The organism is Desulfosporosinus sp. HMP52 (assembly GCF_000765145.1).
In the GTDB taxonomy this organism is placed as follows: domain Bacteria; phylum Bacillota; class Desulfitobacteriia; order Desulfitobacteriales; family Desulfitobacteriaceae; genus Desulfosporosinus.
In genome coordinates, this window is record NZ_JMGA01000060.1 from 14,860 (window position 1) to 33,920 (window position 19,061).

Sequence of the window (19,061 nt, forward strand, 5' to 3'; positions counted from 1 at the left end):
CCCTTCCATCGGCATCTAGAACGCCTTTGTACTATGGCCTCTGCTGACTCCTCACGGCAAATCTTGTTTCAACCGGATTTCTTACTCCGTTTCCATCCGTCCGTGAGGCCTCCCACGGTAAGACGATTCACTTTCATTCCATGTACCCGCAACATTTACGCTGACGTGTCTGTGTAGCTTTTGGGTTTCAACTTAGGTAGCAGTCTCGCCCCACGTTTTGCGCCTGATGTTATTCGTGTTCCTCGGGTCGGAACTTTGCCTCCGGCTTCCTTCAGATTCCACCTCACAATGGACACCCTTGCCTTAAGCTAATGGTTGGTCGCTACATACCCCCATAACGGACTTTCACCGTCAAGTTAATCGCCATGCGTGGCGCACTACGCAGAAGCCCAGGGGTGACCTAAAGGTCACCCCTGGGCTTCTGCTCTTAACCAATATTCGGAAATGCAAATATTTAACGGATTACACAAGGAAAATCAGACTTTATGGCGAATTATTTATAGAATCATATGAAGTAACAAGGAGCTAGAATTAATGAAAAAAGGGATAAGCATACTGCGTAAGACAAGCCTTATGGGTCTTATCGGAGTTTTACTTTTTATGGCCTCATCGGTGCCTGTTCGGGCTGACAATTTACAACAACAACTCACTCAATCTCAAAAGCAAGCTAGTCAAATGAATGCAGCTCTCAATGCTCAAAAGGAAAAAGTAGCCGGCGCGACCACCCAGGTGTTGGCCTTAAAACAATCCGTTGAGGCATTAAATAATAGCATTACTCGAGAACAAGAAAAGCTCACCAACGAACAAAAAAACCTTAAGAATTTAGAGACTGAGCAGCAAAAGCTTGAGATTAAACGTCAGGAATACATCAAAGCTTTAGGAAATGTCCTGCGCAGCAACTATGAAGATGGACTTACTACATACCTGGCGGTTTTATTTGAATCCACCAGTTTATCGGATTTTATCGATCGGGCCGATAAGATCCAGATGATCATTAATAATCACAGTAAACTGCAAGACGACATTCAAAAATTGAAGGAGTCTATGGCTACGCAAAAGGATCTTATTGAACAAAAGAAGGAAGCCATTCAGGTTGCCATCCAGGGTAAAACAGAGACACAACAAGAAGTTCAGAAAGTATTGGTTAAACAGCAGACTGTCTTAGATCAACTAAGCAAAGAAGAAAAGGCAGCCTTAAATGCTTCCTTATCAGCTCAAGCAAAGGTTAACCGTATCCAACAATTGATCGAACAAGAAAAACTTGAAGCTGCTTACGCTGCCAAGGAGAAATCTTCTGGATCATCATCAGGCGGAGGGGGAGTTTCCGGTACAGTCGCTGTTTCAGGTGGAGCTAAGCAAGTTCTTAATTATGGAGCTCAATTCTTAGGAATAAAATATGTCTGGGGTGGTACGACCCCTTCGCCGGGATTCGATTGTTCAGGGTACGTACAATATGTTTTTCGAAACAGTGGCATAACCCTGAGCAGAACCTCAGAGCAGCAGTTTAAAAATGGAGTTTCCGTCTCTCGTTCGGACTTAAAACCCGGGGATTTAGTGTTCTTTGCCACATATTCATCCGGTGCCTCACATGTGGGAATCTATGTCGGAAACAATACAATGATTCATTCCTCTTCTGGAGGGGTTTCCTATGATGATATGACTAGTTCATACTGGGCAAAGAGATACCTGGGAGCTCGCCGAGTTATCGCCCAGTAAATGACAGGGGCGAGCTTTTCCAGAATTGATTTTGGAACAGAAATTCATTCACAAACCACTTAATGTTGATTTGGGATGGGCAGGTTAATCTCACTTTTAAGTTCCAAATCCTTTTGGTTTTCAATCTAAATTGCTGATCGGGACCCTAGACATACTTATAATGGCTAGGGTTTTATTTTTTTGTTAGTAGAAAATCTCAAGTAGAATTTTCATATCTGAAGACATTAATTCTCCAAACCATAAACGAGGTGAAATTGAATTATAACATTCTGTAGGGTAAGGCATTTAGCATTATGCGTTTTAGTTGTGATATGTTGTGATATAATAAAAGGCTGGAAGGCTTGGCCCGGTTAAGTGATCATTAACTAATAAAAATTTCTTTTTATTTAAAACTAGGGGGATAGATTCTTGAAAATACTCGTTATTAATCCAGGATCAACTTCAACAAAAATTGCTGTTTATGAGAATTGCAATTGTTTATGGAAGTATGGAATAAATCATCCTGCACAGGAGATCAACACCTTTTTACGGGTAAGTGATCAAACTGAATATCGCATCAAATATATATTAGAGCTCTTAGAGGAAAAAGGATCTTCCCTGGACTCTTTTGCTGGCATAGTGGGACGGGGCGGAATGCTCAATCCACTTGTTGGCGGAACTTACTTGGTGGACGAAAATTTGGTTAGAATCTTGCAAAACCCACCTGGTGGGGAACATGCTTCAAATTTAGGTGGTATCATTGCCTATTACTTAGGACAGAAAACAAAAGTTCCTGTCTATATTGTAGATCCCGTTTCGGTTGACGAAATGGAGCCGGTAGCCAGGCTTTCGGGACTACCTGAACTCCCCCGACTCAGCCAATCCCATGCCTTAAACATGAAAGCTGTAGCCCGAAAGGTGGCTAATAGGTTAGAGAAGGCTTATGATGAGGTTAACCTTATTGTTGCTCATTTGGGTGGAGGAATTTCAGTAACCCCTCATCGGCGAGGGAAAATGATTGATGTCAATAATGCTAATAATGAGGGGCCTTATTCGGTTGAACGCTGTGGTACCCTGCCCAGCGCTCAACTTGTAAAATTATGCTATTCGGGGAAGTATACTGAGCAGGAGATGCGAGCTAAAATCCTTAAGGAAGGTGGTTTGTTCGCTTATCTGGGAACTAAAGATGCTCAGGAAGTTGAGAAAAGGATGAAAAACGGAGACTCCTACGCAAGTCTTATCCTAGAAGGACTATGTTATCAAGTAGCGAAGGAAATTGGGGCAATGGCAACGGTTTTGCTCGGTGAGGTTGACCAGATAGTCTTGACCGGGGGACTAGCTCATTCAGATTTTATTACTCGGGAAATCACGCGGAGGGTATCATTTATTGCTCAGGTAATTGTGATTCCAGGCGAAGAAGAGATGGAAGCATTAGCTCTTGGTGCCTTAAGAGTTCTTAATGGTGAAGAGGAAGCTTTAACCTATACCTACTAATTGAGTATGAATACTAGCTAATAAAGTTTCTATAAATGGGGTGTAATAATGCGCTTTAGCGGGTTCGATGCTTTATTCGATAGAGCTAAGAGTTTAGGCCGGGCAAAAGTAGCTGTGGCAGCTGCTGCCGATAAAGAAGTAATGGAAGCTATCAAACTAGCCGAACAAGAAGGACTGATTACACCGCTGCTGATTGGTGATGTCAATCAAATCAAGGAACTAGCCTTTGAAATTGGATGGAACTTGGAAAGTGCTAAGTTGATTCATGAAGCCAATCCACAGGATGCAGCTCATAGAGCTGTAGACGCAATTGTCAATGGGGAAGCGGATTTTTTGATGAAAGGCCTGATTAACAGTTCGGACTTTTTACGCGCTGTACTTCGTCCTGAAGGAGGACTTCGAACCGGACGCTTACTGAGTCACTTAGCAGCATTTCAAGTGCCTGGGTACTCTCATTTGTTCTTTGTAACAGATGGAGGAATGAATATTGCACCGGACTTGACTCAGAAAAAACAAATATTAGAAAACAGTTTGTTCTATTTGCAGAGAATCGGAATGGAATTAGTAAATGTCATAATACTCGCAGCTAATGAAATAGTTGATCCTAAAATGCCGGCGACAATGGATGCCAAGGAATTAGTCGCAATGGGAAAAGCAGGAGAATTCTCCGGGGCGATTGTAGAAGGCCCGCTAGCTCTTGACGGAGCAGTAAGTGCTGTTGCACTGAAACACAAGGGAATTAGCAGCCGGATTAATGGCGAAGTTGATTTGATTTTAACTCCGACAATTGAGGTAGGGAACGTCTTAGGAAAATCAATGGTCTATTTTGCAGGAGCAACAATGGCAGGAATTGTCCTTGGGGCCAAAGTACCTATAGTACTGACCTCACGAAGCGACACTCCTAGGAACAAGTTTATGGCCATAACTATGGCAGCTTTAAGCCGAACAGTGTCTTAAGCCCCTTTACATTTTTCTATTTTTTGAGTTAAAATGCTTATATGAGTTTATTTTAGAAAAAATTTGCTCATTTCTACTAAGGGGGGAGACTAGAGAAAGCATGAAAAAATTAATGACAGGCAATGAGGCAATTGCTCGGGGTGTCTATGAATATGGAGTCGGCGTAGCTGCTGCCTATCCTGGCACACCAAGTACTGAAATCCTCGAAAATATTGTAAAATACCCTGAAGTTTATTGTCAGTGGTCGCCTAATGAAAAAGTAGCAATGGAAGTCGGAATCGGGGCAGCTATTGCCGGCGCTCGCTCTATTGTTGCTATGAAAATGGTAGGTGTTAATGTAGCTGCGGATCCGCTTTTTACTGTAGCTTACACTGGAACTCGTGCTGGCTTAGTCTTAGTGTCAGCGGATGATCCTGGAATGCACTCCTCGCAGAATGAGCAGGACAATAGACTATATGCAGCCTTTGCCAAGATACCCTTGTTAGAACCCTCCAACTCTCAGGAAGCTAAAGACATGGTTGGCTTGGCAATGGAGATTTCCGAAGCTTTTGATACACCCGTAATGATTCGGATAACCACACGGATAGCCCACTCCCAAAGTTTTGTAGAGTTAAAGGATCCACAAGAACGAATCATCAAAACTTATGAGCGAAATCAAAGTAAATATGTTATGCTTCCGGCTAATGGACGCGCTAGGCGCTTAGTAGTGGAAGAAAGGATGCATAAACTCGCTGACTATACAGAGACAGTGGCAGTTAATTATATGGAGATGGATGACCCGACCGTTGGAATTATAACCTCCGGGATCTCCTATCAATATGTTAAAGAGGCTCTTCCTAAGGCTTCTGTTCTAAAATTAGGATTGACCAATCCTTTACCGGCAGGCTTAATTAAAGAGTTTGCGGCTAAAGTCGATAAACTCTATGTTGTCGAGGAATTGGAACCTTATATGGAAAATGAAGTCCGTAGACTGGGGATTAATGTGGTAGGGAAAGAACTCTTCCCGCCCTATGGGGAACTCTCCGTTCGGATGGTAGGGGAAAAGATCAGCGGTCAACCCGGAATAACGGTAGCTCCAGCTTTTGACTCGCCGGTTCGTCCGCCGGTGATGTGCCCCGGTTGCCCACACCGTGGAGTTTTTTATACCCTTAAACAACTTAAACTCATCGTTTCAGGTGATATTGGCTGTTATACTTTGGGGGCAATGGCTCCTCTCCAAGCAATGGATACAACAATTTGCATGGGGGCCTCAATCTCAGCAGGTTTAGGTATGATCAAAGCTCATCCTGAAATGGCCGATAATATGGTGGCAGTAATTGGTGACTCAACCTTCCTCCATTCGGGGATTACCGGACTTATGGACGTGGTTTACAACGGTGGAAACCTTACGACAATTATTCTCGACAACTCCATCACAGCCATGACAGGGCACCAGCATAACCCGTCTACCGGCCAGTCACTTATGGGTCAGCCGGCTCCTCAAGTCGACTTTGTTGCTTTATGTAAGGCTTTGGGTATAAAGCGTGTTACCGAGGTTGATCCTTTTGATTTGACTAGGGTTAAAGAAGTCATTAAATCTGAAGTTGCCGCGTCTGAACCTTCAGTGATTATTGCTAAACGTCCTTGTGCTCTTATTATCAAAAACACGGAAAAGCCTCTCCAAGTTCAAGACTGTAGCGGTTGCAAAATGTGTATAAAGCTAGGATGTCCAGCACTTTCCTTTGATGAAGAAAATAAAACTGCTCAAGTTGATCAAGCCCTATGTACAGGGTGCGGAGTGTGCATAAATATATGTAAGTTTAATGCCTTGCGAAAGGCCGGTGACGGTAATGTCTAAAATAACTAATGTTTTACTCGTAGGAGTTGGAGGACAGGGAACAATTTTAGCCTCGAAAATTTTAACTCATGTCGCCATGGCCCAAGGGTACGAGGTAAAGATGTCAGAAATCCACGGTATGGCTCAGCGAGGTGGATCTGTTGTAACCCAAGTTCGGATGGGGGAGAACGTTTACTCTCCTGTTATAGAACCAGGAGAGGCAGATTTTATTGTAGCCTTTGAACAACTGGAAGCTTATCGGTGGGCTCACTTCCTGAAAAAGGACGGCGTCTTAATCGTTAATACCCAAAAAATTGTACCATTAACAGTTCTTATCGGAGCCCAGACCTACCCCAAAACAATTTTGAGTGACCTCAAAGAACGTGTGGAGCGTTATATTGAATTGGATGGGTTAAAGTTGGCTTCCGAAGCCGGTAATGCCAAGGCGACGAATGTGGTTTTAATGGGAGTACTCTCTAAGTACATGAATTTCCCGGAGGATACCTGGAAAAATGCCCTTGAAGCAAGAATCCCAGCAAAGCTACTGGAATTAAATAAGAAAGCCTTTGCTTTGGGAGTCGCCGAAGCCAAATGATTCGGTCTTAGAGAACTCGTTCAACAATAGTTGAACATCGAGTTTTTGTAGGGAGTCTACCTCCACCGAAGAACAAGATGAAAAGAAGCTGGAACACGTAGGTGCACCAGCTTCTTTTGTTATATCTAACTTTAGTTTCTTGAATCCTCTGAGGTAGGGTTCTCTTGTAATCGTCCTGCCCGACGTACTGCGTCCCGAAGTAAAAACTCAATATGAGCGTTGGTGCTTCTGAATTCATCAGCGGCCCAGCGTTCCAGAGCAGCATGGAGTTTTGGATCAAGGCGCAAGGGAAATTGTTTCTTTGTTGCCATTTTTAACACATCCAATGTAAAGCTGTTCAAGATAATTGATTTATTAATTAATAAAAGAGATTGTTGATAAGAGTTAACTAATACATTGTTCCGGCATTAATGACAGGTTGGGCCGACCGTTCGGAAACGATAGAGACTAAGAGGTTATTAATCATTGCGGCTTTACGCTCATCATCAAGTTCCACAACCCCATTTTTTTCGATTCGTTCAATAGCCATTTGGACCATACCGACAGCGCCCTCGACAATAATTTGGCGAGCGGAGAGGATAGCAGATGCTTGTTGACGCTGAAGCATAGCACCGGCAATTTCTGTAGCATAAGCCAGGTGGGTGAGCCGGGCTTCGCTTACTTCTACACCAGCTAGATTAAGCCTTTGTTGGAGCTCGTTCATTAATTCATGGGATACTTCTTCAGGATTTCCTCTAAGGGAAAAGCCTTGTCCTTCAAAGTTGTCGTAGGCATAACGGGTTGCGATGTGGCGTAATGCTGTTTCACTCTGTATCTCTACAAATTCTTCGTATTTTTCAACGTCAAAAATGGCTTTAGCTGTATCTACTACGCGAAATACTACGACTGCTGCAATCTCCACAGGATTACCTTCTATATCGTTTACTTTTAGAGTTTTGCTGTTAAAGTTTCGCACTCGTAAAGATACTCCCTTGCGAATAGCAAGTGGAACACTGAGCCATAAACCAGGTTGGCGGATCGTCCCCAGATAGCTCCCGAAAAACACAAGGGCATAGGATTTATTGGGTTGAACCACCAGAATACCGGAAGCTAGGATAATAGCCAAGATAATCATGGGGATACCCACTAAGTTTTCCTGAATAACTAGGGCAATACCTCCAATTATCAGTGCCAGAATTAGAATCAGAGCAAAATAACCATTGACAGCCCAAGCTTTTTTCTCGATCATTTTAATTCCTCCTTGAGTTCATATTGATATTTATATGATATCACTTTTAATGGATATGTAAAGTAGTATCTTTTAGCAAGCTATGAAGGTAAGTGCTTACAATCCTACTGAAGAACATTAAAATGTACGACTATAAATCTGAAAAATGGCCATTTTAAATACTGAACTAGTGATTTAGGAGGAACGATAATGACGAATATGCCTCAACCTACTTTTCCTGCTCAGCATCAAGAACAGCAACCGGGCCTGGAATCCTTGATGAATCCTTTACCGATTGCCGAAGATGCTAATTATGTGGGGAACAACAAGCTTAAGGGAAAAGTTGCTATAATTACCGGGGGGGACAGTGGAATTGGACGAGGGGTAGCCATAGCTTTTGCCAAGGAAGGTGCAGATATTGCAATTATTTACTTGAATGAACATGAAGATGCCAATCAGACCAAGGCTCGCATTGAACAATTAGGCAAACGCTGCCTTGTTTATGCCGGAGATATTGGGGATGAAGGGTTTTGTCAGCAAGTCGTGAAGCAAACTGTACAAAACTTTGGAAAACTGGATATCTTAGTCAATAATGCCGGAGAACAACATCCGCAGAATAGTTTGTTAGATATCACAAGTGAACAGTTGGAAAGAACCTTTCGGACAAATATTTATAGCTACTTTTTCATGGCGAAAGCGGCATTACCTTTTTTAAAGACCGGGAGTGTGATTATAAATACTGCTTCAATTACAGCTTATGAGGGACATGATCAACTGATTGATTATTCCGCCACTAAGGGAGCAGTGGTTTCCTTTAACCGTTCTTTGTCAGAATCCCTGTGCAAGTTGGGGATTAGAGTAAATGGCATCGCTCCGGGTCCTATTTGGACACCGTTAATTCCAGCTTCTTTTCAAGCTGACAGCGTGGCGACTTTTGGGAGCACCACCCCAATGCAACGGGCCGGACAACCTAAAGAGTTAGCACCGGCCTATGTTTTTCTGGCCTCGGATGACTCAAGTTATATGTCAGGGCAGATGCTTCACATCAATGGCGGGAAAATTGTAAATAGCTGAAAAAGTGGTAGTCAGGATGCTAAGGATGCTGTCTTTTTCTTAATTGGAATATTTAAAGGCAACTATACTGTGGAGTACAACGGTATGGTTGTCATTTTTTTATGACCTGCTATAAGTTGGTTGGTAACAACTAAGCGAACAAAATATTCCATGTGATCAATATCACTATTTCTGCCGAATTTTTTTAGTATAATAGATTGTACTTCTTTTCTAAGTATGAACCTTATAAGTTAACAGCAAATCTAGATTGGGGGCCAATATGAAATTCAACATCCACAGAAATGTTTCGGTTAGAAATGTTGTACAATTCCTCTTTGCTGCTATAGTACTGTATATCGGAGTAGTCTTTGTCATTTTTACTGAACAACTGGCTAATAACTCAGCTTTAACAGTTTCTAGGCCGGCGGGAGTAGAGGGGTTTTTGCCAATCAGTGCTCTAGTCGGTTTGAAGGCATGGGTTGCGACTGGGAGATTCGATCCTATTCATCCGGCAGGGTTAGTGATATTCCTGGCAGCCATCACTCTATCAGTGATATTCAAACGATCCTTCTGTGCTTGGATTTGTCCCATTGGAACACTTTCAGAGGGACTAGCCCAAATCGGCAAACAGATTTTCGGGAGAAATTTTCAGATTCCTAACTGGTTAGACCTTTGTTTGCGATCGCTCAAATACATCCTCTTGTCCATCTTCATTGCGGGTATTTTATTCATGATGAACGGTTCAGAAGCCATTTCTTTTATGTACACTCCTTATAATATTTTAGCCGATGTGAAGATGCTGTCTTTCTTCCGTAATCTGGGCATCGTAGGGATGAGTGTAATCGGACTTATTGTTTTATTATCGATTTTCTTTGAAAACTTTTGGTGTCGTTATTTATGTCCTTACGGAGGACTTTTAGGACTATTCAGCCTACTCAGTCCCTTCAAAATCACGCGTAATAAAGAATCCTGCGTTCATTGCGGAAAATGTAACGCAAGTTGTCCGAACCGGGTGCTTGTTGAGAAGGCAGAGAGGGTATGGTCTCCGGAATGTACGGGATGCTTAAATTGTGTGCAAAAATGCCCTGTGAATGATACTCTCAAGTTTCAAGCTGTTACTGGTCGAAATTTTCTGTCCCCGCAAAATTTGGCAGTAGGAGTTTTGACTCTGTGGTTTTTGATTATCGGTTTGGCAATTGTGACTGGACATTGGGAGTCAAAAATATCGATAACGGTTTATCAGGAACTGCTTTCCAAAGTGAATTAAAAAATTTGTTTTGACACCTTTCATAGAATTAGAAACTAGGCGATTCGGACTTGAGGTTTAATAATATTACTCCGAGAAAGAACTTGTAGTGTCGCAAAACAATAATAAGACTCATAAGTCATGAATGACTGAGAAAAGTCCTTCGTGACTTGAATTATTGTATTAGTGTAAGATAAAATAGAATTTAGTTGAAGGTTGCTTCTTAGGGTTTCAGCCAAACTAGTGATTATTAGGCTGAAATCCAAAGGAAATGCTGTAAAGTGCACACTAAACAAGGCTAAGATTGTAAACAAAGGGTTTGCGAATTTATATTTATCTAACCACAGAATTGGCATGTAATTTGCAATGATAAATGAATGTATTTCATGCGAGTTCTTGAAGTCATTTTTAAATGGGGGGTAGATCGGATTGATCGCGTGGACTCTAAATCCGCGTAGGCGGGTGAAACTCCCGTACTCCTCGCCAATATTATCAGGGGGGAAACTGAGAGTGAGCATTACATGGACACCCATCCAAAAACAACGATTACAAGAACTTAATGCTAGTGAAGTACTGCAAGAAATGTGTTTTGAGTCTCATCAAGAACGGGATCGTGCTTATCAGGAACAGGAACATCTCCTGGTAATTAGAGGAAAACAAAAGTTACAAGAATTGTTAGAAACTAATCGGCGTCCGTCTTTAAGTGTACTTGAACAACAGCTTGTAGAAGCTTTGACACAGGAGGGATTTGTCCAAGTAGTCACTCCCACGATCATTTCTAAAACCGCCCTAGCAAAAATGTCCGTCTCGGATGATCATCCGCTTTTCTCGCAAGTTTTTTGGCTTGATTCAAAGCGATGTTTACGTCCCATGCTGGCTCCAAATCTATATACCCTCTGGAGAGATCTTTTGCGTTTATGGGAAAAACCAATCAGGATCTTTGAAATAGGGACTTGCTATAGGAAGGAATCGAAAGGTTCCTTGCATCTGAATGAGTTTACAATGCTGAACCTAACGGAATTAGGATTGCCGCTTGATCAGAGGCATCAAAGATTAAAAGAACTTGCTGCATTGGTTATGAACACAGTGGGAATTGATGATTACCAACTAGAGTCGGAATCTTCGGTTGTTTATGGAGATACCTTAGATGTTGTTAAGGGTATTGAATTAGGCTCAAGTGCTATGGGTCCTCATGTCCTAGATGATCAATGGGGAATTTTTGATCCATGGGTTGGTATAGGGTTTGGATTAGAGCGATTACTGATGATTAAAGAGGGATCCCAAAATGTCCAAAGCATGGGTAGGAGCCTTACGTATCTAAATGGTGTACGGTTAAATATCTAATTCTTTTGCCAGCAGAGTTCGGAATTTGAGTTGTGTGTTTGAGAAAATTCTAATTTGAACGGGAGGATCTATAATTATGCATGAACAAGTTATGATCGAACCCTCCATATCCAAGGAACATATCGGACGCATCTACAAAATGATCAGCGAGATTCCCTTTTTTAACGAATCCCGAATTAGTGAAATTGAAATTTTGCCCGGAGGATTAACCAATAGCAATTATAAGGTAACAATTGGTGGAGTTACATATGCTGTGAGGCTCGCGGGAGCAGGTACGATGGAATACTTAAATCGTCCGGCAGAAAAGCATAATGCGCAATTAATGGCTGATATTCAGATTAGTGCCCCGATTATTTATTATGATGAAACTACGGGAAACCAGGTGTGTAAGTATATTGATGATTGTAAAACCTTACATATACCGGATTTTAAAGAACAACAACAATATCTGAGTATGGCGGCCCAAGTGTTCAAAAAGTATCACGATTGTCAAAAGGAATTTATCTCGGTCTTTAACCCATTAAAAGAAATTGATGCTTACATTAAGTTATTGGCAGAAAAGAATTCAGAATTTTATGAAGGTGCTGAAACTATGGAGAAAAAAGTCGAGGAAATCAAAGAACTCTTTAGAAAAAATCCTCCGCCTCAAGCACCTTGCCATAATGACCCACTTTGTGAAAACTGGTTAGATGATAAAAAGAACTTCTATCTTATTGACTGGGAGTATGGCGGAATGAACGATCCGCTGTTTGATCTAGGAGCATTGGCAATAGAAGCAGAATTAACTGATGAGCAAGAACGTTTCTTCTTGAAAGAGTACTATGGTGGGGATTTGACAGATAAGCAAATCGGATCCCTGATAATCAACAAATTTTTATGTGATGCTTTATGGTCATATTGGGCAGTACTCCAAATTGCCATGGGCAAGTCAAAAGAAGATTATTGGCCATATGGATTAAATAGATTTAATAGAGCTTATGCATTAATTCACGATGGAAGCCTAGATCGAGCTATTAAAGCTAACCAATAATAAGTAGCTTTGTAGACTATACATCTTTACTCACATCTAAATCTCTGAATTATTTAAAGGTCCGGTGTAAAAACCGGGCCAATTTTTTCTACCCTTTGAGACCAATGATGTTCAGAATAATAAGTTAATAGTGACTTATATAGAGTGCCTACAGACTCGAATACTAACATTTTAACCTCTTCAAAATAGGATTGAGTTACTTTATATGGGGAAATGGAAGGATAGCGAACCGTCGAATCCTTTTCACAGAAGGCTTATCAGTAAACTTAGATAAACTTAAATTTTCCGCAATGAATTGGCATGGAATTTGCATCTGTAAATTAGTCATTATAAGATCTGAGGATAAATCTATAAATAAAGCATTAAAGTACAAAGAACAGTTCATGTGTAGCTCAACCTAAATTATGTAGTATACTTAACAAAAAAAGAAGGTGACTAAATGGCAGTGGATTTGGCAACTTCAACATTAGATGAAATATTAGGAAAAGCAGCTAAGGAAATTCCTCTAAAGCGTAATGAACTTCTCTTTTTGTTACAAGTATCAGATCATAAAGATGTTGCAAAGGTCTTTAAAACAGCTAGATCCCTTAGAGAACGTTACTTTAAGAATAAGATATTCACATATGGCTTCGTATATTTCTCTACTTACTGTCGTAACGAATGTGCTTTTTGTTTATATCGAAAGTCAAACAATACCCTCCAACGTTACCGTAAAACAGATATGGAAATTATGAAAACCGCCCTTAGTCTGGTAGAGGCAGGTGTAAACTTAATAGATTTAACCATGGGAGAAGATCCATTCTTTTTTATGAACCAAGGTGCAGGATTTGCCCGTATGGTTAGAACTGTTGAGATGATAAAAAAGAGTACTAATATCCCTATTATGCTTTCAGCTGGGGTTGTTCCGGAAGATATCCTCATTGAGTTTAAAGAGGCCGGCGTTGATTGGTATGCAACTTACCAGGAAACTCATAACCCGGAATTATACAGCAAGCTAAGACTCGGACAAGATTTTGAGGAACGCATGGAGAGAAAACGAGCAGCCAAACAAATAGGACTTCTCCTTGAAGAAGGTTTACTAACTGGAGTCGGAGATACTGACGCAGACTTAGTTGATTCACTGGAGGAAATGCGCAAGCTGAGTTCAGATCAAGTAAGAATAATGAGCTTCATTCCTCAAAAAGACACTCCTATGCAAAACTTTTCCCAAGTATCTCGGGCAAAAGAACTCCTTGTAATTGCTGTCATGCGCCTTGTGTTCCCGGATCGCTTGATACCGGCCTCGTTGGATGTTGATGGGTTAAATGGCCTAGCAGAACGACTTAACGCAGGAGCGAATGTTGTTACTTCAATTATTCCGCCAGAATCGGGCTTAGCCGGAGTCTCTAATCAATCCTTAGACATCGAAGATGGAAACAGAACACTAGGTAAGATTGCTCCTATCTTAGAAGAGTGTGGGCTTGTTTTGGCAAGCCGTGATGATTACGAAGAATGGATTCAACAGAGAAAAGAACTTTTTGCTATTTAGAAAGGGGCCCAGAGGTGCGAGTAGTAATTGTAGGAGGAAAGCTCCAAGGATTAGAGGCAGCTTACTTGGCAAAAAAAGCCGGTTGGGAAGTTGTTCTGGTTGATAAAAATGAGTGGGTGCCGGCAGCAGAATTGTGTGAACAATTCTATAGGGTGGATGTAACAAAAAATGCATGGACTCCATTTTTGAAAGATATAGATCTCATTATTCCTGCTTTGGAAAATTTAGAGGCCTTAGATAGTTTAGTTCGCAGTGCTCATAATGCACATATTCCCTTGCTTTTTGATAGCAAGGCATATAGGATTTCTTCTTCGAAAATCAGTTCAAATGAAATGTTCGCCCGTACAGGGGTTCCAAGGCCAATCCCTTGGCCGGAATGTGGATTTCCTGTAATCCTCAAGCCATCCGGAGCAAGTGGAAGTGAGGGAGTCCGCCTGGTAAAAAGTTCTCTAGAATTTAAGAATTTGCTTGATAAGGGACTAACAGACTGGGTCATAGAAGAGTATTTGGAAGGGCCATCCTACTCATTAGAAGTCATTGGCTATGGGGGAGTCTATAAAGTCCTCCACATTACTGAACTTCACATGGATGAAATATATGATTGTAAACGAGTTATTGGCTCCGCAATATTATCCGATGAACTCAGAAATGAATTTGAACAAATTGGCATGAACCTAGCGCGAACTCTTAAGTTAAACGGGATCATGGATATTGAGACAATCTTGCATAAAGGCAAATTAAAAGTTCTGGAGATTGATGCCCGACTTCCCAGCCAAACTCCTATTGCTGTGTTTCATTCAACGGGTGTTAATATGTTGAAGGTTTTAGGAGAAGCATTTGTCCATAAAGTGCCCTGGACTGAGTTTAAAATAAACGAAAAATTCGGTGTGATCTTCGAACACATCCATGTCACCGACGATAGTCTTGAAATATGCGGCGAGCATATCATGGCCGACGCAGGGCCACTTCACCTCTATCCGGATTTCTTTGGAGCAGATGAAGCTATTTCGAACTATATTCCGGGTAAGACTGACTGGGTAGCTACACTAATAATAAAAGGAAAAAACCTACAAGCTGCCTGGAAACAACGTGAGGTTGTTATCCAATCTATAAAAAACGCATGGGGAATCCGACATTATTATGACAGAGATCCGAATTATGCGGAACAAGCTGACAGAATATATGCCTCAGGGAGTTGATCATCTTGACAAGACTAAAGCACGAAGACGTTGTTGAAATTCCTACAACCCTAGAAGACTATGACCAACAATTGATTAGGAAAACAGGTTGTTCGCTGAAAGAGCTTGCTGCGAGAGCCGCAGGGTTTCACTCAAATATTGAAGTAAATCATCAAGCAAAGGTGGCAGTAGTTCCGATGTCTTGTGGGCAAGGCATCATCGAGGGTTTTGCGGAATCCGTAGCTGGAATAATCAGCTATCTAGGCTTTAAGGCATTTACAACTAAGAGTTGGGATGCCGGTGGAATTGCGGAGGCAATCCAAGAGGGTGCCGAAGTGTTATTTATGGCAGATGATGAACGTTTTGTCGCTGTAAATGTACGCACAGCTAAGGTCTCTGATAATGGTGAGGCTACAGGCAGAGGATATGCCGCTGGACTTGAACGTATGAGTAACGGCTTAGAAGGTAAAAAGGTATTAGTGCTTGGAGCTGGACCGGTTGGCGTCGGGGCAGCTATTGCCCTGGCTCGTTTCAGAGCTGAGGTTGGAGTTTATGATATTGAGAAAGAACCAAGGGAAAGACTCCAAGCAACTTTAAGAAAGCTGGGTTATAGGGTAACTATCGAGACTGATCTAAATGTTGCCTTGAACCATTATCAAAACATAGTTGATGCTTGTCCGGCTGAAAATATTATTTTATTAGAACATATCACTGACAATACAAGAATTGCGGCTCCCGGTATTCCTCTTGGTGTCGAGGCTGCCGGTCTGGAAAAGGTCTCTACTAGATTACTTCATGACCCCCTGCATATAGGCGTGGCCACCATGATGTTCGATGTACTGTAGGGGATTTGAAAAAGTACTCTAACTAGAGTTTTATGACAGAGTTTTATGACAGAGTTGCAGGACACGTTAGGAGTGATGTCATGACAGCAGATGCAACCAAAAAGAAACGTTATTATCGCAAGAATGTGGATTTTTTTAAATTTGTAGAAAAGTTAAAGCTTTGGCCCTCTAGAAGTGGTACGTTACATGGCGTAAAAAGTATGACAATAAGAGGAAATACGGCGGAGATCGTGACCCATTGCAACGAAAGATTTCAAATTTACAATTCTAAACACAGTCGGGCGGCTCGTTGTCTTCGCAATAAATTATTTTTTCGTGCTTGCACTACCTGCAAAATTCCTGAGTGGAAGTTGGAAAAGTATTCATCGACTCACGTAAATCAAAATTATGGATCTCGCTTATAAAAGGGAAGTCTTTTACGACTAATAATCATTCACCAAAGAGAAATAATGCTTGTTCATGATTCAGAACTGCAAGAGCAAGCTTTATTATAAAAAACCTTGCCCAATATAGCTGAAGGTTTTTCTCAAGGGCTAACTCTTAGTGTGTTTATGTCTTTATAACTTGAAAAAGAGGAGGAGTTTAAGGAATGTCTAACTATGCCGATCTTGCACAAAGTGTTATCGAGGGTCAAAAGGATAAGGTAAAGGAGCATGTACAAAATCTCATAGCCTCTGGGAATAATCCTCTTGAGATTGTCAATGAGGGTCTAATTGCCGGAATGAATGTTGTAGGAATTCGTTTTAAAGCTGGGGATATGTATGTTCCGGAAGTTCTCATGGCGGCTAAAAGCATGAGTGGTGGACTTGAAATTGTTAAACCCTTAATCGCCAAAGCCGACCAAAAGAGCCAAGGGAAAATTCTTCTGGGAACTGTAAAAGGAGACTTACATGATATTGGTAAAAATCTTGTCGGCATGCTGATTGAGAGCGGCGGTCTGGAAGTAATCAATATGGGAGTAGACATTTCAGCGGAAGATTTTATTGATGCTGTTATTGAACATGAACCTGATATTGTTGCCTTATCAGCTTTGCTTACTACGACAATGCCTGCCATGCAAGATATTATTGAATTGTTGGAAGAAGAAGAGCTAAGAGACAAAGTTAAAGTCATAATCGGGGGAGCGCCTGTTTCTCAGGAATATGCTGACACCATTGGTGCCGACGGCTATGCTCCGGATGCAGGATCCGCTGTGGAGCTCTGCAAGAGACTTTTAGCTTCAAAATAATTAGATTATTTATAATCTACAGTTATTTAAGGGGGTGATTTATTCATATAATTCTGGCTTATTTATACGATGACTGATTCGCGACTTTCTAGTTCTATATAAATATGGAGGTGATTTTTTTGACATACAGAGGTATACATGCTGGTTCTAGTAGAATGGATGGAATCGGGCTAAATATGTTTACCTACGATGAGCTGTACGATGTACATTTAGCTACATTGGATCTGCTTTGGGACATCGGAGTAAGAGTTGAAAGTGAAGAAGCACGGGAAATTTTCTATAGTGCTGGATGTACTCTTGATCGAGAAACAAATATTGTCAAAATACCAGCGCACTTAGTCGAAGACGCTATCCGCTCAATTCCTAAAACATTTAGAGCTTGTGGAAGAAAACGTGAAAATGATTGGCTGAACGAAGGGAACCGCACCGGATTCGTTAATTTTGGGGAAGCTATCCGTCTGATTGACCCTTATACACGCCAATTAAGGAAGCCGTTTAAAAAAGACGTAGATGATGTGACTCGCTTTTGTGAAACAATGGATCAGATTATTGTTTTTGAAAGAGCTTTAGGGCCCTCGGAGGTTGATCCGGATGTTGCCCAAGTTCATATAGCAGAATCATTCTTCAATTATTCAACAAAGCATGCTTATATTGGGATGAATCGCCCAGAAAATATGCGTGCAGCTGCCAAAATGGGCTATCTTGTTTCCGGTGGCGAAGATAAATTCCGTGAAAGACCCCTTTTCTCACAAAGTACAGACCCTGTTGCTCCCTTAGTTCATGCAAAAGGCGCGACAGACACTCTTCTCCAAGCGATTCGCTTAGGTGTTCCGGCAAAAATCAATTCCATGGGTCTTGCCGGAGGAACTACCTGCGTTAACTTGGCAAGTACTCTAGTGACTCACAATGCCGAAATCTTAAGTATGTTTGTCTTAGGTCAACTCGTAAAAAGAGGGTATCCAATGGTTTATGGTACTTCCACAACCATGATGGATCTGAGAACGACTGTTGCATGTGTCGGAACTCCTGAACTGGCTCTTTTTAGTGCAGCTTGTGCCAAACTTTCCCAATTCTATAATATTCCAGTCTGGGTTGCCGGTGGATAGACAGATAGCAAAGTACCGGATGCCCAAGCAGCTCATGAGTTTACCCTAACCGCTTTATTACCAGCGTTAGCAGGCGCTAACATGATATATGGTTTAGGGATGCTCGAAGGTGGCTTGACTTGGGACTATGCTCAAATGGTCATGCAAAACGAGATGGCTCGTATGATTATGCATACCATTAAAGGTATACCCATAAGTGATGAGAAAATGGCCTTGGAAGTTGTCCGTTCGGTAGGTATCGGCGGAGAGTTCATTAGCCATGAACACACTTATGCGCATTTTAAAGAGCTTTCTAAAACAGAATTGTTAGATCGTAGAAATAGAGAAAACTGGGAAGCGGCTGGCAGTAAGGATATTGTCGAAACCTCCTATGCCAAATCTATTGATATTCTTGAGAACTACCAAAATCAAAATCCTCTGCCTGAAGATATCCAACGCCAGCTGAAAGAAATAGTCTTAGAAGCTGAAGCTGAAACGACGGAGATTAAGGCTAAGGAAAAAGAAGCGAGAAGAAGACCACGAAAACCAAAATTTTAGATAATACTTAGTATTGTAAAGGAGCTGGTAAATACCAGCTCCTTTACAATACTATCGTTAATCGTTAATTTATTAGGCTTCAGATGGGAAATATTTGCGAATCAGACGATTAGCTTTACTTTGACTTATATCTAAAAACTTAGCTACTTCGTAAGAACTCCCTAATTTTTTGTAGGCTTGTAGGATTAGGTTCTTCTCAACA

16 protein-coding genes and 1 pseudogene are annotated in these 19,061 nt (G+C 41.4%); 15 read left to right on the forward strand and 2 right to left on the reverse strand.

Annotation, left to right across the window (positions count from 1 at the left end; all coding sequences use genetic code 11):
- The first annotated feature begins 534 nt into the window (after positions 1 to 534).
- From DP73_RS19625 to DP73_RS19645, 5 genes are all read left to right on the forward strand, one after another.
- A complete protein-coding gene (locus tag DP73_RS19625; protein ID WP_034601919.1) occupies positions 535 to 1,716 on the forward strand; it encodes an NlpC/P60 family protein in 1,182 nt (393 codons plus the stop codon).
- A 408-nt stretch (positions 1,717 to 2,124) separates the two neighbouring features.
- The gene (gene buk, locus DP73_RS19630; RefSeq protein WP_034601920.1) at positions 2,125 to 3,189 is read left to right on the forward strand and encodes a butyrate kinase; all 1,065 of its coding nucleotides are present in this window, start codon (positions 2,125 to 2,127) and stop codon (positions 3,187 to 3,189) included.
- A gap of 48 nt (positions 3,190 to 3,237) precedes the next feature.
- On the forward strand, positions 3,238 to 4,146 hold the full coding sequence (locus DP73_RS19635; RefSeq protein WP_034601928.1) for a bifunctional enoyl-CoA hydratase/phosphate acetyltransferase: 909 nt from the start codon (positions 3,238 to 3,240) through the stop codon (positions 4,144 to 4,146).
- Positions 4,147 to 4,246: 100 nt separating this feature from the next.
- Complete coding sequence (gene iorA, locus DP73_RS19640) at positions 4,247 to 5,983, forward strand: indolepyruvate ferredoxin oxidoreductase subunit alpha (RefSeq protein ID WP_034601931.1); 1,737 nt, start codon at positions 4,247 to 4,249, stop codon at positions 5,981 to 5,983.
- Positions 5,976 to 6,557, forward strand: a complete 582-nt coding sequence (locus DP73_RS19645; protein WP_034601934.1) for an indolepyruvate oxidoreductase subunit beta — start codon at positions 5,976 to 5,978, stop codon at positions 6,555 to 6,557. Before iorA ends, DP73_RS19645 begins: the two co-directional genes overlap by 8 nt.
- A 131-nt stretch (positions 6,558 to 6,688) precedes the next feature.
- On the opposite strand, the gene DP73_RS19650 is transcribed toward DP73_RS19645, so the two are convergent.
- Complete coding sequence (locus tag DP73_RS19650) at positions 6,689 to 6,868, reverse strand: toxin-antitoxin system HicB family antitoxin (protein WP_034601936.1); 180 nt, start codon at positions 6,866 to 6,868, stop codon at positions 6,689 to 6,691.
- A gap of 77 nt (positions 6,869 to 6,945) precedes the next feature.
- A complete protein-coding gene (locus DP73_RS19655; RefSeq protein WP_034601938.1) occupies positions 6,946 to 7,785 on the reverse strand; it encodes an SPFH domain-containing protein in 840 nt (279 codons plus the stop codon).
- Between the two features lie 189 nt (positions 7,786 to 7,974).
- On the opposite strand from DP73_RS19655, the gene DP73_RS19660 reads away from it, so the two are divergent.
- The 10 genes and pseudogenes from DP73_RS19660 to DP73_RS24060 all read left to right on the forward strand — a co-directional run bounded on the left by DP73_RS19660 (position 7,975) and on the right by DP73_RS24060 (position 18,859).
- The gene (locus DP73_RS19660) at positions 7,975 to 8,838 is read left to right on the forward strand and encodes an SDR family oxidoreductase (RefSeq protein WP_034601940.1); all 864 of its coding nucleotides are present in this window, start codon (positions 7,975 to 7,977) and stop codon (positions 8,836 to 8,838) included.
- Positions 8,839 to 9,097: 259 nt separating this feature from the next.
- A complete protein-coding gene (locus DP73_RS19665; protein WP_034601941.1) occupies positions 9,098 to 10,084 on the forward strand; it encodes a 4Fe-4S binding protein in 987 nt (328 codons plus the stop codon).
- Positions 10,085 to 10,573: 489 nt separating this feature from the next.
- Entirely contained in the window at positions 10,574 to 11,407 is an 834-nt protein-coding gene (gene pylSc, locus DP73_RS19675) for a pyrrolysine--tRNA(Pyl) ligase large subunit (protein WP_034601943.1), read from the forward strand.
- 76 nt (positions 11,408 to 11,483) lie between these two features.
- Positions 11,484 to 12,437, forward strand: a complete 954-nt coding sequence (locus DP73_RS19680; protein WP_034601944.1) for a choline kinase family protein — start codon at positions 11,484 to 11,486, stop codon at positions 12,435 to 12,437.
- A gap of 439 nt (positions 12,438 to 12,876) precedes the next feature.
- Positions 12,877 to 13,965, forward strand: coding sequence for a methylornithine synthase PylB (pylB, locus tag DP73_RS19685; protein WP_034601945.1), 1,089 nt, complete (start codon positions 12,877 to 12,879; stop codon positions 13,963 to 13,965).
- A 14-nt stretch (positions 13,966 to 13,979) separates the two neighbouring features.
- Positions 13,980 to 15,164, forward strand: coding sequence for a 3-methylornithine--L-lysine ligase PylC (pylC, locus tag DP73_RS19690; protein WP_034601947.1), 1,185 nt, complete (start codon positions 13,980 to 13,982; stop codon positions 15,162 to 15,164).
- Positions 15,165 to 15,169: 5 nt separating this feature from the next.
- Complete coding sequence (gene pylD / locus DP73_RS19695) at positions 15,170 to 15,988, forward strand: 3-methylornithyl-N6-L-lysine dehydrogenase PylD (protein ID WP_034601949.1); 819 nt, start codon at positions 15,170 to 15,172, stop codon at positions 15,986 to 15,988.
- A gap of 80 nt (positions 15,989 to 16,068) precedes the next feature.
- Positions 16,069 to 16,392 (forward strand): pyrrolysine--tRNA(Pyl) ligase small subunit, encoded by a 324-nt coding sequence (gene pylSn / locus DP73_RS19700; RefSeq protein WP_034601950.1) that lies wholly within the window; start codon positions 16,069 to 16,071, stop codon positions 16,390 to 16,392.
- 185 nt (positions 16,393 to 16,577) lie between these two features.
- Positions 16,578 to 17,216 (forward strand): corrinoid protein, encoded by a 639-nt coding sequence (locus tag DP73_RS19705; RefSeq protein ID WP_034601951.1) that lies wholly within the window; start codon positions 16,578 to 16,580, stop codon positions 17,214 to 17,216.
- Positions 17,217 to 17,392: 176 nt separating this feature from the next.
- Positions 17,393 to 18,859, forward strand: a pseudogene (locus DP73_RS24060) (trimethylamine methyltransferase family protein).
- The last annotated feature ends 202 nt before the right edge of the window (positions 18,860 to 19,061 follow it).